Here is a 13,203-nt window from a genome sequence, read left to right as displayed (position 1 = left end):
GTGTCCCGCTGGTACGGTCCGATCATGCCGCGCTTGGTGGATGTCCAGGGGTACATACGCTTTTGGACCGCCTCCGCGGTTTCGGCCTTCGGTTCGCAGGTGTCCGGGCTTGCCCTTCAGATCCTCACCGCCGTCACGTTGAGTGCATCTGCCACGGAGGTGGGCCTGGTCAACGCGGCCCGCTGGGCTCCCTACCTACTCTTCGGCCTCGTGGCCGGGGTGCTTGTGGATCGTTGCCGGCGCAAGCCGATGATGGTGGGCATGGATCTCGGCAGGGCTGCCCTGCTCGGCCTGATCCCTCTGCTGTATGCGGTGGAACGGCTCAGCATCGCGACGCTGTGTGTGTGCGTCTTCGGCGTCGGGGTGCTCTCTCTGTTCTTCGAATCGGCCAATCAGTCCTACGTGCCACAGTTGGTGCCGAAGGAACTCCTCAACGCGGGATATGCGCGTGTGGGGCAGGCCGACGCAGTGGCGGGATCGACGGGGCCGCTGATCGCCGGAGTGCTGATCAAGTTCGTTGGTGCGCCGCTTGCCTTGCTCGTGGACGCCATCAGCTATCTGATGTCCGGCCTGCTGCTTACCTCGGTACGGGCCCCTGATCCCGTTCCGGATCGAGGCGCGCGGCGCAGCCTTGGCAGGGAGTTGCGTGAGGGGATGGCCTGGGTCTACCGCCATCGGACGCTGTCGTCCATTGCGCTGACCTCGCACGCGATGCTTCTCTTCAACACCATCGTGAGTACCGTCTTCGTGGTCTACGCACTGCGTGAGCTGAGGATCGGGGACTTCGGCCTGGGGGTTACCTATGCCTGCGCGGGGCTTGGTGGGGTGCTCGGTGGTGCGCTCTCCGGGTGGGTGTCGCGGAAGCTGGACGTCGGGGTCACCTTGATTGCGTTCCGCCTCCTTGCCGCCGTCGGTTGGCTCCCGCTGGTTCTTGCTGGGCGTGAGTTGTGGGGGGCTGGTCTCGGTATCGCTGGCTTTCTTCGTGGTGTCCTTGGCGATCTCGATCGAAAGCCCGGTGGAGATGAGCTATCGCCAAGCGGTCACGCCCGACCGGCTGCGGGGGCGGATGAATGCCACGATCCGCTCGTTCAACTGGGGGATGGTGGCGGTTGGGGCGCCGATAGGCGGATACCTCGCCGACCAGGTCAGCTATCGGTTCGCTTTGTGGGTGGGTCTGTCTGGAGCGGTCATTCAGGCGCTTGTGCTCACGGTGTCCCGCACGCGGGAGGCGCGTGCTGCCGATGAATTCGAGCCGTTCGCGGCTGTTTGAAGGCGCGGCGCGGACGGTGAGCGGACGGTGGCTGGGGGCGGGTGCTTGTGCACCGTTCGCTTCGTGGCCGAACTCGGTCATGCCTGCTCGCCGAAGAGGTGCGGACCTGATCGGCTGGATGCGTGTTGTGACCATGTCGCGGGAGAGCGCCAGCGACGGCCGATCCGGTGGCTGATGCATCACCCGGACTGCCGTCCTTCGCGGGTGTCTGCGACTTCTGAGGGCGGTTCGTGCCAGCTCGCGGAGAAGACGGATCTGACCGAATCGCAGCTGGAACGGGCCCGGTTGCGGGCGGCTCACATGCTGGAGGCGCAGACCGGCTACCGGAGCGGCCACCCGGCACGGGCTCTGCCGGGTGAGCCGCGACCGGCCTACGACCCGGAGCGGACGACGCTGGCCCAGCGTCGCCGGGCGAAGGCCGAGGAGCTGAAGGCGCTGGCCCGGAGGAGGCCGCCCTTCTGGGCGTGGATCGCATGAGCGAGCGCACTCTGCGGCGACTAGCTGTTGCGGGTCAGGACGTTGGTGACGGCGCATAGTGGTGGGCAAGATTGGTGGCGAGGTCGCGGAGGTGAGCCCTGGCTTCGGTGGGGCCGTGCACAGTGATGGCGCTCCCGAACGGCAGTAGTGCTCGCACGTCCTCCAGATGCAGGAAGCGGATCGTCACCTTGCGGCCGGTGGCGGATTCTTCATGGTCGTCCCGGACGAGTCGTAGGCCAAAGATCCGTTGCGCCCGCTCGATCTGGGTCTGGTCGATGGTGGCGCTGACCTCTATCGCGTGGTTGTGCTCCCACTGATCGATGAGCGCGGCAGCGACGGTGGCCAGGGTCTGGCTCTCTCGGATCCGTCGTGGCTGGTCGACTTCTTTCCACGTCGTGATCCGTTCGAGTCGGTACATCCGTGGCACTCGGGCACAGTCGGCGACGAGGTACCAGATGCCGGCCTTGGCGAACAGCCCGTAGGGATCCACGACCAGGTCGCGTGGGCATGACTCGCGTGGGCTGTCGTACTCGATCCGTAGCCGGCGACCTCGCCGCACTGGGCCGATCAGCGAAGCCGGAGTCGTGCCGGAAGCTCGTGCCTGACGCCAGGGACGGCTGTCCACGTGCACTACGTCGGTGAGCGGCAGGAGCTCATGAACTCGACGTGGCTGTGTAGCGGCGATCTTGGAGAGCGCGCGCTGGCTTTCGGCCGATGCGTTGAGCTCCGCACGTTGCTTCTCATCCAGCCCAGTGAGCGACAGATGATCACGCTCGCCCGGTGTGAGTCGCGTGAGGTCGAGTCCGGATCCGGGCAGCATGGTCACGCCTCCGAGGCGGCCCCGGTGTGCGGTCACCGGCAGACCGGCGTCGCGGAGCCAGTTCAGGTCTCGGGTGATGGTTCGAAGGGACACCCCGAGCGCTGAGGCGAGTTCCTGTGTGGTCACGGCATCCCTCGATTTGAGGAGCAGCATCAGGGTGAAGAAGCGATCTGGGGTCACACACCAATTTTTTCAGGAATTGCGACACGATGCGGCGCATATCCCGGTCAGGCTGGTGGATGCGTACCTACGACCTGTGAGAAGGAACAACCATGACCACATCCGTCGTGTCCATCGTCTACGTGAACGACGCTCCCGCCGCAGCTCGTTTCTACGGCGACCTCCTCGGCATGAGCCCCTCGTTCGAGACTTCGGGATACATCACCTTCGACCTCGGGCCAGGCGCTGACCTCGGTGTGTGGTCTGGCCAGTTCGAGGATCTGTCACCGGACATCCCGCGCACCAGTGAGGTGTGCCTGGCCATCGACGGCGGACCCGACGAGCTCAACGCGACCTTTGAGCAGTGGAAGTCCAAGGGGGTCACGATCCTGCGCGAGCCTCATGATGCTGGGTTCGGGCTGACCTTCCTCGCAGCCGATCCTGACGGGAACCGTATCCGCGTCGCACCGCAGGACTGAAAGGCCGCAATGCGGCAGGCGCGCACGATAGGTGTCGCGCCTGCCGTCGTCTGACTTCGAGAGGACGATGAGTGCCCCACGCGCATGCGCCCCTGAGCGTCGAGGGCCGTAGGCGGCTCGTGAAGCGGTGCCAGACACGTCCCATCGCCCACGTCGCCGCTGAGATGGGCATCTCTCGCGCATGCGCCGGCAAGTGGGTAAATCGCCGGCGGCTACACGGTGATGCGGGATGGCAAGACCGGCCGTCGAGTCCGCACCGGAGTCCGAACACGACTCCAGCATGGGTCATCGAGCAGATCGAGTCCTGGCGCCGCGAGCACAAGTGGTCCGCGCAACGGATCACCGGCGAACTTGTCAGTATCGGTTTTGTGATCAACCGGCGAACCGTCAGCCGACACCTGACCCGGCTCGGCCTCGGCGAACGCCGCTTCATCGACCCAGGCGGTGAGAACAACCGGAAGCCGGGGAAGATCACTGCCCGCTGGCCCGGACACATGGTGCACCTGGATGTGAAGAAGGTCGGCCGGATCCCTGATGGCGGCGGGTGGCGGATCCACGGCCGGGACAGCGATCAGGCCAAGGTCGCTAGTCGGGCGAAGTCGGCCGGGGCGAAGCGTGGCTACGTCTACCTGCACTCCGTCGTCGATGGTTTCTCACGGCTCGCCTACACAGAACCGCTGGGTGATGAGAAGGGCGCGACGGCTACTGCTTTCCTCGCCCGGGCGAAGGTCTGGTTCGCCGCCCACGGCATCAACCGCATCCACCGGGTCGTCACCGACAATGGCGCTTGCTACCGCTCCGGCGACTTCGCCCGCATCGTCGGGCAAGGCACCCGGCATCAGAGAACCAAGCCATACACACCTCGGCACAGCGGGAAGGTGGAGCGCTACCAGCGCATCATGGCCGAGGAAGTCCTCTACGCCCGCGAGTTCACCAGCGAGGACGCCCGGTCAGCCGCGATCGCAGTGCGGAACATCCACTACAACTACCACCGGCCGCATAGTGCTGCCGCCGGAAAGCCGCCAACAGCACGCCTCCGCGAGAGCGTCACCAACGTCGAGCCCTCATACAACTAGCCACGGCAAGCATCGAGGACATCGTGGCTGGCTGCGCTGATGGCCGTTGGACCCGGCGAAGCGGCGGGCACCCGAGCATCACCGAGGAGATCCGGGAAGCGATCTTCGCGGTGACGAGGGAGAGTCTCCAGCGGTCGCGGATCAGCATGCGGGCCAAGCGTCGCTTGCTCCATCAGTACATGCGCGAGACGTTCCCCCTCTTCCCGCCGGAGAAGGTGCCGTGCTGCAACACACTGCGGACGGTCTGGAGGCAGTGGTTCGGGCCGGATGGAGCCCGGCAGCGTTACACCCGGTCCGCGGATGCGGCCCGGGACGCCTCGCAGCGGGTGGTGGTGCACCGGCCGGGGCAGGTAGTTGCCCTGGATACCACGCCGCTGCCGGTGAAGGTGCGCGAGTCGGTGTTCGGTGAACCGGTCTCGGTCATGCTCACGCTGGCGTTGGACCTCTTCACGCACTCGATCGTGGCGTTTCGGTTGACGCTGGTGTCGGACACGTCGGTGGACATTGCGATGTTGCTGCGGGACGTGATGCTGCCGATGCGCGAGGGCTGGGGCGAGGACATGGAGTGGCCATACCCGGGCGTCCCGGTCACGGTGGTTGCCCACAAGAACCACCACGTGGTGGAAGCGGAACGGACGCTGGGCTGCAACATCCTTCCCGCCCGCACCCTGCGGCCCACCGACGAATTCGCCGTCGAGCGGGCCTTATCCGCGATCAACAGCCTGCTGCTGGAGCACCTGCTGGGCTTCACCGGGGCGGACGTCGCCGAGCGCGGCGCCGACCCGGGAGCCGACGCGGTGTTGTCGATGTCCCAGATGGAACACCTGATCGCGACCTGGGTGGTGAAGACATGGCAGAACCGGATCCTGGGCGAGTACGCCCCGGCCTGGGGACCCGGCGAGGACCACAGCCCCAACTCGCTGTTCGCCGCGGCGATGCAGCAAGGCGGTTTCGCCCTGCAGATCCCCAGGCCGGAGCTCTACTACCGCCTCCTGAAGGCCCACTACGTCAAGATCCACCCCCGGCGCGGGGTGAAGATCGGCGGACTTTGGTATCACGCCGTCGTCCTGGACGACCCGCGTTTCCACCTGCCCTCCACCCGGGGCGGCCGGCACAAGGGCAAGTGGCTCATCCGTTCCGATCGCCGTGACCGGCGCACCATGTTCTTCCAGGACGACGCCGAGCCCGACCGCTGGCACGTGTTGAGCTGGACCGGGCTACCTCGCGCGACCGAGATCCCGGCATTCTCCGACCGCGCCGCCGAGACGCTGCTCGCCGAAGCCCGCAACCGGGGCCTTGCTCCCCGTTCCGATGCCGAACTCCTTCCGGTCCTGCTGGAGTTGCTCGGCTCCGCCATCCCGGTCGCCCAGTGGCCGACCCAGATGACCAAGCGTGAACGCAGCAGACGGTCCCGGCAGCACGCGCAGACCGAGGCGGTCGCGGTCGACTGCCGCGGGCCCTGGCTCCGCTGCCCGGGGAAGGACTGCCCGGGCTCACCCTGAGGCTGTCCCACCGCCTGGATCTGTCGCCCACCATGCTGTTCGCACGAACCGGCCTCCAGACGTCCAAAGGCTCCTACACCTCGGGCCGGCTCCTTCTTGGCCTGGGCGATCGCCTCACGGCGTTCGCCCAGGCCACTCAGCTCACTCCCGTAAAGCCGCACGTCTCACCCTCGCGCCCGACACCGAGCGATACCCACCGATCTCCATGTCCCTGCACCCGCGACCCAATCGGTTCTTCCCCTACGACCTTTGGGTGTTCACCGCCTTCACGCGGTACTGCCCGCGCTGCCTCGCTGGAGACGGCTCAGTGAAGGTTTCTCATCCTGCGCGCCAGGCGATGCAGATCACGGAGTACCCGCCAGTCGGAGACAGGAATGTGTTGATCCTTGCCGCGACCGCAGGTGTGCCGCAGGATCCTCAGCGGCGAGATTGCATCCGCCGCAGTCAGCAGGTGATACCGGCGGCCGGAGCGCCGGTGAAGCCAGGGAAATCCGTCATGTATCAGGTCCGCCACCAATCGGAGGAATGACCACGCCTGACGTTGACACCAGCTTGTCGCGGCTCAAACCCATCTGGCCAGGTCGTTGCCTCGTTGGCCACTGCACCGTCGAGTTGCGCTCCCCCAAGCTCGGCTTCTCGAAGTGACGCGCCCTCCAGATGCGCTCCGTGCAGCACAGCGCCCGCCAAGTCGACGCCTTTGAGGCTGGCACCGGCAAGATTGGCCTCACTCAAATCTGCATCATTGAGATCCGCACCATCCAGTCGGGCATCCGGCAACCACGCCCAGTTGAGGTGGGCACCTTCCAAATCCGCGCCGGCAAGATCCGCCTTAGTCAAGTCGGCCCGGCGTAGATCCACACCGATCAGCCGGAGGGGCTCCTCGTCGTCGGGTCGAGCAGCCCGACGAACAAGCACGGTGAGGGCCGCCTGCACATCAGGGGCTCTGGCAACCAAGTGCGGCACGTCGCTGCCTGCAGTAGGCGTATCGGGCGCGGGCGCATGCTGGCGGAGATAGGAGCAAAGGATCCCGGCGATGATCCCGGCATCGGCTGGTGAATCCTTGGCAATACGCTCCAGCGCGTAGATGCCCCCCAAGCGGACGACGAGTTGGTCGCTACCGAGTTGATCCATGGCTCGGGTGAACCGTTCGGTGATCTGACTCTGGCGGGCGACAGTCAGCTGATCTTGGGTGGCCTGAAGCTGTTGGGCCGTTGCCCGCAGGTTGAGCTGAAGCTGTTCGCGGCTTATCTGGAATTGCCTCCAGGTGATATACGCACCGAGCAGCAGCGCCAGTCCACCCAGCCCCTGCAGAATGAGTGCTCGTTCCTCATGCTGAGCCCGAACGGCGTCTGCGGCGTTGCCGAATGAGCTACGCGGCGCGAGGAGCCGGGGCAACACAGCCAGCGCCACACCCAATACAACCAACGCTACGATGCCGATGAGTAGCCATATGAGCCAGCGGCGCAAAGCACGCCGCCCCAGCCGGTGATCCATGGCGCTATGGTCGCACCCCTACGGGCTGTTCCACAGATCTCGACGCTTGAGCCCAGGCGATCTCGATCGCGTGAACGGCAGCAACGGTTCGCCCGATACGGTTGGTGCTGCAGCGGGCCTTCTGGAGGATCCGCCACTGCTTCAGGCGGGCGAAGGCCCTTTCCCCAGGAGCTCGCAGGCGGGCGTGATCCCGGTTGAACTGTGCGTACCGTTCGGGCAGTTCGCGGCCGTAGTACGGGGTGCGGACAGTGGCCCCGGCTCCGCGGTAGGCACGGTCCGCGAGTACCAGGAGTTGCCTCGAAAGGCATGCCTGGATCACGCCGTGCGCGCGGGCCGCGGTCAAGTCGTGTGTGCGGCCAGGCAGGGCCCGTGAAAACCACAGAGGGGTGCCGTCCGGGGCGGCCAACACCTGCACGTTCAGCCCGTGCCGACGGTGCTTCATCGAGTAGTACGGTTCGTCCGCCGCGATGCGGTCAGTGGCGATCAGAGTGCCGTCGAGGATGACGAACTCCTCCGTCGGCAGCTCGCGTAGGGCGGTGTGCAGGTCGGGGGCGTGCTCGGCGAGCACCTCGACGGTCTCGGTCACGTACCGGCCGGCAGTGGTGGTGGAGACCCCGAAGGCGGCCGCCACCCGGGCGAGCGTCTCGTTCTTGCGCAGGTGGACCAAGACGAGCAGGGCCTGCTCAAAACAACTCAGCCTGCGCCAGCGGGAGTTCAGATCACCCCTTCGGGCGTAGATCAGCCACGAGACGTGCTGTACGACCTCGTGCGGTACATCGAGCATGGCCCGATACGGCACCATCAGGGCTCCTATGTCAGGACGTTGGCGAGTGAGAGGGCGGGATGTGAGTTGATGTCCGTTTCGTCGTTGTGGATGAAGTAGCCCTCGCCTGACGACTACGGACGTGGCAGGGTGAACAGCCTCGGTTCTGGCTCGGTCAGGATGTTGCGCCCGGTCAGGCGCTTGAGCTTCAAACGGACATTGTTGATGTTGTTCGGAGCCGGGTCCAGGTCCATCGCCTCGCACACGCCCCGTGCCGTAATCGCCCGTGGTCTGCAGGTGGGCATCGTCTACGCGGTCTGGTCGAGTCTGGGCACCACCCTCATCGTGCTCGTCGGCGCATTGTTCCTGAACGAACCGTTGACACTGGCCAAGGTGACCGGGGTCGCCCTGGTGATCGCGGCGGTCGTGATCCTCAACCTCGGCGGTGCGCATTGACCGGCACCGGGCACAGGAGCCTCGATCAGAGAGCCTTCGCCAACTTGAAGTACCAGGTCAAAGGGCTGGTGCGAACGATTCTCGGGGTGCTCACGCTGGTCGTCGGCGGCTGTGTCTGCGGAGTATGGTTTGTCAGCGGTTGACTTCGAGGTTCGTCAGGACGAGCAGGGCGCGCAGGAGGCGGGTTGCGTGGGCGGGGTCGGTGCGGAGTTTGGTGAGGGTCCGCCAGTTCTTGAGGTGGGCGAAGCCGTGCTCGACCGGTGCCCGTCCGACGGCGAGGACGCGGTTGGCTTCCTTCTGGCCGGGCGTGAGCTTGTGGGTGCGGCTGGCGTGGAAGCCAGTGACGATCACGGGGTCGCGTACGTCGTTGTCCACGCCGCGGAAGCCGAGGTCTGCGAGGGCGCCGAGGCCGGCGGCGCGCAGGTGGGCAAGGATGTGGTCGTGGCGGGCGGCGGTGATGTCGTGAGTGCGGCCGGGCCGGGCGGCGGATATCCAGAGCAAGCGGCCCTTCTCGTCTGTCAGGGCGAGGAAGTGCAGGCCGTGATGGTGGTACCACTACGCCGTGCTCAACTCGGCCACGGCGCCACTGTTCGCACTCGTTTCCTGAGCCTCTGCCTGCTGTACAACCCGCTGCAGGACCGGGACGACAACGGCGGACGGCGCGTTCTGGCAAGGGACGATGACAGGGGTGATCGCCAGCGGGCGAGAAGGTCGCCGTCTCCGGGTATCCGGGTTCATGGAGGGCACGGCCCCGGGCGGACTTCAGCGGGCGAGCAGCCCGCGGAGAACCACCCTTTCCACAGCTGCGACGAGTTCCGTCAAGTGGGAGGCGTCAGCGCGGAGTCGGTCCGCGCGCCAGGAGAGGCCGAGAACGCCGTTCATGGCAGCCCACAACGCGGTGGCGGTGGTGACGGGATCGAGGTCGGCGGCGAGCGAGCCGTCGGCCACCCCGTCGGCCAGGGCGGCGGCGAGTTTGGCGTTCTGCTCGTCGACGAGCGCGGCGACCCGTTCCAGGGCCGCGGGTTCGTCCGGCGGCTCGGCTAGCAGGCGGAACTGGTGTGGGCGCTCGGCGGCGAAGCGGACGTACGCGGCCGAGGCGGCCCTGATGCGTTCCACGGGGGTGCCCGGGGCAGCGTAGGCGTCGTTCATGTAGGTCCGGTTGTCCTCGAGTGCCCGCTCGGCAACCGCGATGAGAACGGCCGCGCGGCCGCCCACGCGGTTGTACACCGTCTGCACGGCGACATCCGCGCGTTCGGCGATGCCCTCCAAGGTGACCGCGTCGGGGCCTCCGGAGGCCAGCAACTCCTCGGCGGCGTCGACGATGGCCGCACGGGTTGCGGCGGCCCGACGTGTCGTGCGTGTGACCTTGATTGTCATGGTCTCCGCTACTTTACGAGGTGCTCGAACGGCCAGACCCCCTGGGCCGCTTCCTTCAGCCCGGAATCTCAGCGGGAACCGGCCTGGTGGCGCTCATGCACCGCCGGGTCGTGCCAGCCCGACGCCGAGGCGAGGCCGAGGGCGCGCTGGACCGTCTGAGGGCGGAAACCGACACGTTCGAGTGCCGGCCGGAACAGGCCGGGAGCGTTCGCGGTCAGGGTGAGGGACCTGGGGACGACGACGCGGTCCGCACGGCGCTCGATGCCGCGGACGATACCGGCGATGACCTTTTCCAGCGGCACCATCTTCCACAACCCCTTGGAGTTGCCGCCCCAGAGGGCGTGCCCGGCCGGGTCCGCGGTCACGTCGTCCATCATCGGAGTGCGGAAGAACGTGGGGTGGGCGCTGCCGACACCGACACCCAGGTGGCGAACCTCCAGGCGAAGGCTGTCGCACATCGCCCACACGCCGGCCTTGCTCGCGGTGTAGGAGATCTGGAGCGGCGAGTGCACGAAGGCGGCCATGGAGGAGATCGCGAGGAGATAGCCGCGTTGGGGCTCGACGTGGGGCAGAGCCGCGCGGAAGGTGCGCCAGACGCCGTTGAGGTTGATGTCGATCACGCGCTCGTAGGCGGCAGGGTCAATGGTAGCCAGGGGGGCCATGGTGTCGATGCCCGCGCCGGCGACGGCGACATCAAGGCGCCCGAAGTGCGCGGCGGCCTCGTGCATGGCCGTCTGCAGTCCGGCGAGGTCGCGGACGTCCACGCCCCAGCCCCGGGCGACTGTGTCGCCACCCAGTTTCTCCGCCTGGGCCTGGGCCGCCTCGGCGTCGAGGTCGAGCAGTGCGAGGTTGGCACCCCGGTCGCGCAGTGCGTTGGCCAGGGCGATGCCGAGGCCGCCGGTGGAGCCGGTGAGGGCGACGGTGCGCCCTGTCAGGTCGTAACGGGTCATGACGGCCTACCTCGGTGTGTCGGTCTGCGGGGACTTGCCTGCGGGGCCGGCGGATTCCTCGAGTCGGCGCAGGAGTCGGCGCAGTTCGGGGTGGCGTTCGGCGATGAGATCGGTGACTGGGTTAAGGACGCCGCGCAGGGCCGAAAACGGTACCCACCTGCGGGGGACCATGACACGGGCCGAGCGGTTCTCGATGCCGCGGACGACGGCGTCCGCGACGCGCGTGGGGGCGATGGCCTTGCCGAGCAGGGACGGGAAGGCGATCTCGCGCATGCGGGTGGTGATGTCGTTGCTTCCGAAGGCTGCTCCAGCGATGGGCGTGTGGACCCAGCCGGGGTAGAGGACCCCGGCGCTGGCGCCGTGGATGCCGAGTTCGGCGCGCAGGGCGCGGCCGAACTGCTCGACGCCGGCCTTCGACATGGCGTAGGGGGCGTTGGTCATGCCGTTGAAGTAGGCGTACACCGAAGCGGTGACCAGGACGTGCCCGCGCGCCGCGATGACGTGCGGCAGTGCGGAGCGAACGGTGCGCCAGACGCCCAGCAGGTCCACTTCGACGACGCGCTCGAACATGGCCGGGTCGATGGTGGCGATCGTCGCCGGCGGATCGGCCGCGATCCCCGCGTTGGCGAAGACGACATCCAGGCCGCCGAACCGGTCGACGGTACGTTCCACCGCGTCGGCCAGTGCGGCGCTGTCGGTGACATCCACCGACAGCGCCAGTGTCCTGTCGCCGCCGAGGTCGCGGGCGAGGGCCGATGTGGCGTCGATGCCCCGGTCGGCGAGGACCACGTTGGCTCCGCGCGAGTGCAGCGTGCGGGCGGTGGCCGCACCGATGCCTCCGGCTGCGCCGGTGATGAAGACGGTCTTCCCCGCAATCGGGTAGGTGAGCATCTCGTACCTCTTTCAGGGTGTCGTGGGTCCCGGGGCTTCACCGGATGCGGAGCCGATGGGGACGTGCCGCGCCAGGAAGGCGAGCTGGTCCGTGACAACGCGTTCGAAAGGCTCGCCGAGGTAGATGTCGAAGTGGCCGTCGGGGTAGAGGCGGATCTCGCCGCGCGGGGCCCTGCGGGCATGGCGCAGGGTCGGCCGCGCGGGGGCCACGCTGTCGTGCTCGCATACGCAGAACAGCACCGGGCATGCGATCTTCGCGGTCCGGCGGCCCGGCCGGTAGCGGAGGATGTCCAGGGCGAACCGCGCCGCAACCTGGTTAGAGAAGAGCGCGTCGTTGGGCACGAGGGCCAGGTAGCCGGGCTCGGCGTCCGCAGCGGTCATCAACGCGGCGGATCCGGGCGGCCCCGCCGTCGCGACCATGACGGGAGGGTGCCCAAGGCGGGCGCCGACCACGTCACGGACCGCGCGGGCCATCACCTTCACCGAGGTGTCCGGGCGCATCGCCAGGGCAGAGGCGACACCGTCGGTGAACAGGCCCTGGGCGATGACGGTGGCGACGGCCGGGTCCTGGGCGGCTGTCGCCAGGACATGGCCGCCGCCGAAAGAGGTGCCCCACAGGACCACGCGCCGGGGATCGGTCTCCGGCCGGGAGCGCGCGTACGCCACGGCGGCGCGCCAGTCCTGGAGCTGTCGTCTGATGCTCAGGAGCTGTCGCGGCTGACCGCCGCTGGCCCCGAAGTGCCGGTAGTCGAACACCAGGCACGCGTAGCCGGCGGCGGCGAAACGCTCGGCATAGGCGTCCAGCCGCATCTCGCGGACCCCACCGAGACCGTGTGCCATGACCACCACGGGACGCCGACCCCCGCCCTCGGGCAGGTACAGCCAGGCGTGACACTCGTCCGGCCCCGAAGGGAACGTCACATTCAATCGGTCGGTCATCGGACCTCCGTAACACCGCTCGCATCGTGGGGCTCGCGGAGAGTTGGAACTGCTTCCAATGTTGGAAGTTAATCCAACGTTGCGGGGCTGTAAAGCAAATCGACGGCAACGAACCCGTCACGTCTCCGCTGGGTCCTGAGCCACGCCCTACTTCAGCGCCGCACCGACCGACTGGGAGGCGAAAGGGACGATGCCCGGCGGAACAGCGGGGCCGGCGTGCCCCTCGGAGACAGGGCCGCCATGTCCTTGGCGGACGTCGCGACGCGCGTGCGACCGAACGCTGTCGGCCCACAGGCCGGTCGGTGCTGTCGGCGAAGAACGGCCGACGGTCCGAGTGCGCCGTACGACGCACAGAAGGACCGGTCAGCCGCGCAAGTAGCGCCGAGCACAAGGTGCGACCATGGGCCGGACCCGAAGCGGCCCGGGAACCGGCTCCTGGTCCTCGGAGAGATCACCGCGCCGACCCCGAGGCGAGGCGCTCGTCGGGGCCAGGCCCGCCGCAAGCAGAGCGCCGGCCTCCGCCGGTGTCAGAGGGCTCTACGTTCTTGGA

General features: G+C 67.5%; 14 protein-coding genes and 1 pseudogene. 6 read left to right on the top strand and 9 right to left on the bottom strand.

What is annotated here, in order from left to right; all coding sequences use genetic code 11:
• Positions 1-24: 24 nt before the first annotated feature.
• Both PBV52_RS44620 and PBV52_RS44615 read left to right on the top strand, forming a co-directional pair.
• Positions 25-1,270 (top strand): annotated as a pseudogene (locus PBV52_RS44620) (MFS transporter).
• A gap of 204 nt (positions 1,271-1,474) precedes the next feature.
• On the top strand, positions 1,475-1,747 hold the full coding sequence (locus tag PBV52_RS44615) for a hypothetical protein (protein ID WP_274247115.1): 273 nt from the start codon (positions 1,475-1,477) through the stop codon (positions 1,745-1,747).
• Positions 1,748-1,781: 34 nt separating this feature from the next.
• Here PBV52_RS44615 and PBV52_RS44610 read toward each other — a convergent pair whose 3' ends face one another.
• Positions 1,782-2,747, bottom strand: coding sequence for a YafY family protein (locus PBV52_RS44610; RefSeq protein WP_274247113.1), 966 nt, complete (start codon positions 2,745-2,747; stop codon positions 1,782-1,784).
• A 92-nt stretch (positions 2,748-2,839) separates the two neighbouring features.
• On the opposite strand from PBV52_RS44610, the gene PBV52_RS44605 reads away from it, so the two are divergent.
• The 3 genes from PBV52_RS44605 to PBV52_RS44595 all read left to right on the top strand — a co-directional run bounded on the left by PBV52_RS44605 (position 2,840) and on the right by PBV52_RS44595 (position 5,783).
• On the top strand, positions 2,840-3,205 hold the full coding sequence (locus PBV52_RS44605; protein ID WP_274247111.1) for a VOC family protein: 366 nt from the start codon (positions 2,840-2,842) through the stop codon (positions 3,203-3,205).
• 71 nt (positions 3,206-3,276) lie between these two features.
• Positions 3,277-4,281: an IS481 family transposase gene (locus PBV52_RS44600; RefSeq protein WP_274247110.1), complete on the top strand. Its 1,005-nt coding sequence runs from the start codon at positions 3,277-3,279 to the stop codon at positions 4,279-4,281.
• A 179-nt stretch (positions 4,282-4,460) separates the two neighbouring features.
• Positions 4,461-5,783 carry a hypothetical protein gene (locus tag PBV52_RS44595; RefSeq protein ID WP_306801472.1) on the top strand — a complete coding sequence of 441 codons (1,323 nt, stop codon included), beginning with the start codon at positions 4,461-4,463 and terminating at the stop codon, positions 5,781-5,783.
• Between the two features lie 501 nt (positions 5,784-6,284).
• Here the strand turns inward: PBV52_RS44595 and PBV52_RS44590 are convergent.
• The 3 genes from PBV52_RS44590 to PBV52_RS44580 all read right to left on the bottom strand — a co-directional run bounded on the left by PBV52_RS44590 (position 6,285) and on the right by PBV52_RS44580 (position 8,306).
• Positions 6,285-7,277 (bottom strand): pentapeptide repeat-containing protein, encoded by a 993-nt coding sequence (locus PBV52_RS44590; protein WP_274247108.1) that lies wholly within the window; start codon positions 7,275-7,277, stop codon positions 6,285-6,287.
• Positions 7,278-7,281: 4 nt separating this feature from the next.
• Positions 7,282-8,079, bottom strand: coding sequence for a transposase family protein (locus PBV52_RS44585; protein ID WP_274247106.1), 798 nt, complete (start codon positions 8,077-8,079; stop codon positions 7,282-7,284).
• Positions 8,080-8,174: 95 nt separating this feature from the next.
• Entirely contained in the window at positions 8,175-8,306 is a 132-nt protein-coding gene (locus PBV52_RS44580) for a hypothetical protein (RefSeq protein ID WP_274247105.1), read from the bottom strand.
• A 31-nt stretch (positions 8,307-8,337) separates the two neighbouring features.
• Here PBV52_RS44580 and PBV52_RS44575 point away from each other — a divergent pair, with 31 nt between their 5' ends.
• A complete protein-coding gene (locus PBV52_RS44575; RefSeq protein ID WP_274247104.1) occupies positions 8,338-8,496 on the top strand; it encodes a multidrug efflux SMR transporter in 159 nt (52 codons plus the stop codon).
• A 132-nt stretch (positions 8,497-8,628) separates the two neighbouring features.
• On the opposite strand, the gene PBV52_RS44570 is transcribed toward PBV52_RS44575, so the two are convergent.
• From PBV52_RS44570 to PBV52_RS44550, 5 genes are all read right to left on the bottom strand, one after another.
• Complete coding sequence (locus PBV52_RS44570) at positions 8,629-8,997, bottom strand: transposase family protein (RefSeq protein ID WP_274247102.1); 369 nt, start codon at positions 8,995-8,997, stop codon at positions 8,629-8,631.
• 261 nt (positions 8,998-9,258) lie between these two features.
• Positions 9,259-9,873: a TetR/AcrR family transcriptional regulator gene (locus PBV52_RS44565; protein ID WP_274247100.1), complete on the bottom strand. Its 615-nt coding sequence runs from the start codon at positions 9,871-9,873 to the stop codon at positions 9,259-9,261.
• A 68-nt stretch (positions 9,874-9,941) separates the two neighbouring features.
• Positions 9,942-10,823 carry an SDR family NAD(P)-dependent oxidoreductase gene (locus tag PBV52_RS44560; RefSeq protein WP_274247098.1) on the bottom strand — a complete coding sequence of 294 codons (882 nt, stop codon included), beginning with the start codon at positions 10,821-10,823 and terminating at the stop codon, positions 9,942-9,944.
• A 6-nt stretch (positions 10,824-10,829) separates the two neighbouring features.
• Positions 10,830-11,714 (bottom strand): short-chain dehydrogenase/reductase, encoded by an 885-nt coding sequence (locus tag PBV52_RS44555; protein ID WP_274247096.1) that lies wholly within the window; start codon positions 11,712-11,714, stop codon positions 10,830-10,832.
• 12 nt (positions 11,715-11,726) lie between these two features.
• Positions 11,727-12,653 carry an alpha/beta hydrolase gene (locus tag PBV52_RS44550; protein ID WP_274247095.1) on the bottom strand — a complete coding sequence of 309 codons (927 nt, stop codon included), beginning with the start codon at positions 12,651-12,653 and terminating at the stop codon, positions 11,727-11,729.
• Positions 12,654-13,203 lie beyond the last annotated feature (550 nt).

The organism is Streptomyces sp. T12, from assembly GCF_028736035.1.
GTDB lineage: Bacteria > Actinomycetota > Actinomycetes > Streptomycetales > Streptomycetaceae > Streptomyces.
Note: the sequence above shows the minus strand (reverse complement) of the source record. Positions and strands in the feature narration are given on the sequence as shown.

Excerpts from the sequence above, each read along its gene's own strand:
- PBV52_RS44560 (WP_274247098.1), bottom strand. The coding sequence starts at position 10,823 with ATGACCCGTTACGACCTGACAGGGCGCACCGTCGCCCTCACCGGCTCC.
- PBV52_RS44595 (WP_306801472.1), top strand. The coding sequence starts at position 4,461 with ATGCGCGAGACGTTCCCCCTCTTCCCGCCGGAGAAGGTGCCGTGCTGC.
- PBV52_RS44565 (WP_274247100.1), bottom strand. The coding sequence starts at position 9,873 with ATGACAATCAAGGTCACACGCACGACACGTCGGGCCGCCGCAACCCGT.
- PBV52_RS44550 (WP_274247095.1), bottom strand. The coding sequence starts at position 12,653 with ATGACCGACCGATTGAATGTGACGTTCCCTTCGGGGCCGGACGAGTGT.
- PBV52_RS44585 (WP_274247106.1), bottom strand. The coding sequence starts at position 8,079 with ATGGTGCCGTATCGGGCCATGCTCGATGTACCGCACGAGGTCGTACAG.
- PBV52_RS44590 (WP_274247108.1), bottom strand. The coding sequence starts at position 7,277 with ATGGATCACCGGCTGGGGCGGCGTGCTTTGCGCCGCTGGCTCATATGG.
- PBV52_RS44555 (WP_274247096.1), bottom strand. The coding sequence starts at position 11,714 with ATGCTCACCTACCCGATTGCGGGGAAGACCGTCTTCATCACCGGCGCA.
- PBV52_RS44605 (WP_274247111.1), top strand. The coding sequence starts at position 2,840 with ATGACCACATCCGTCGTGTCCATCGTCTACGTGAACGACGCTCCCGCC.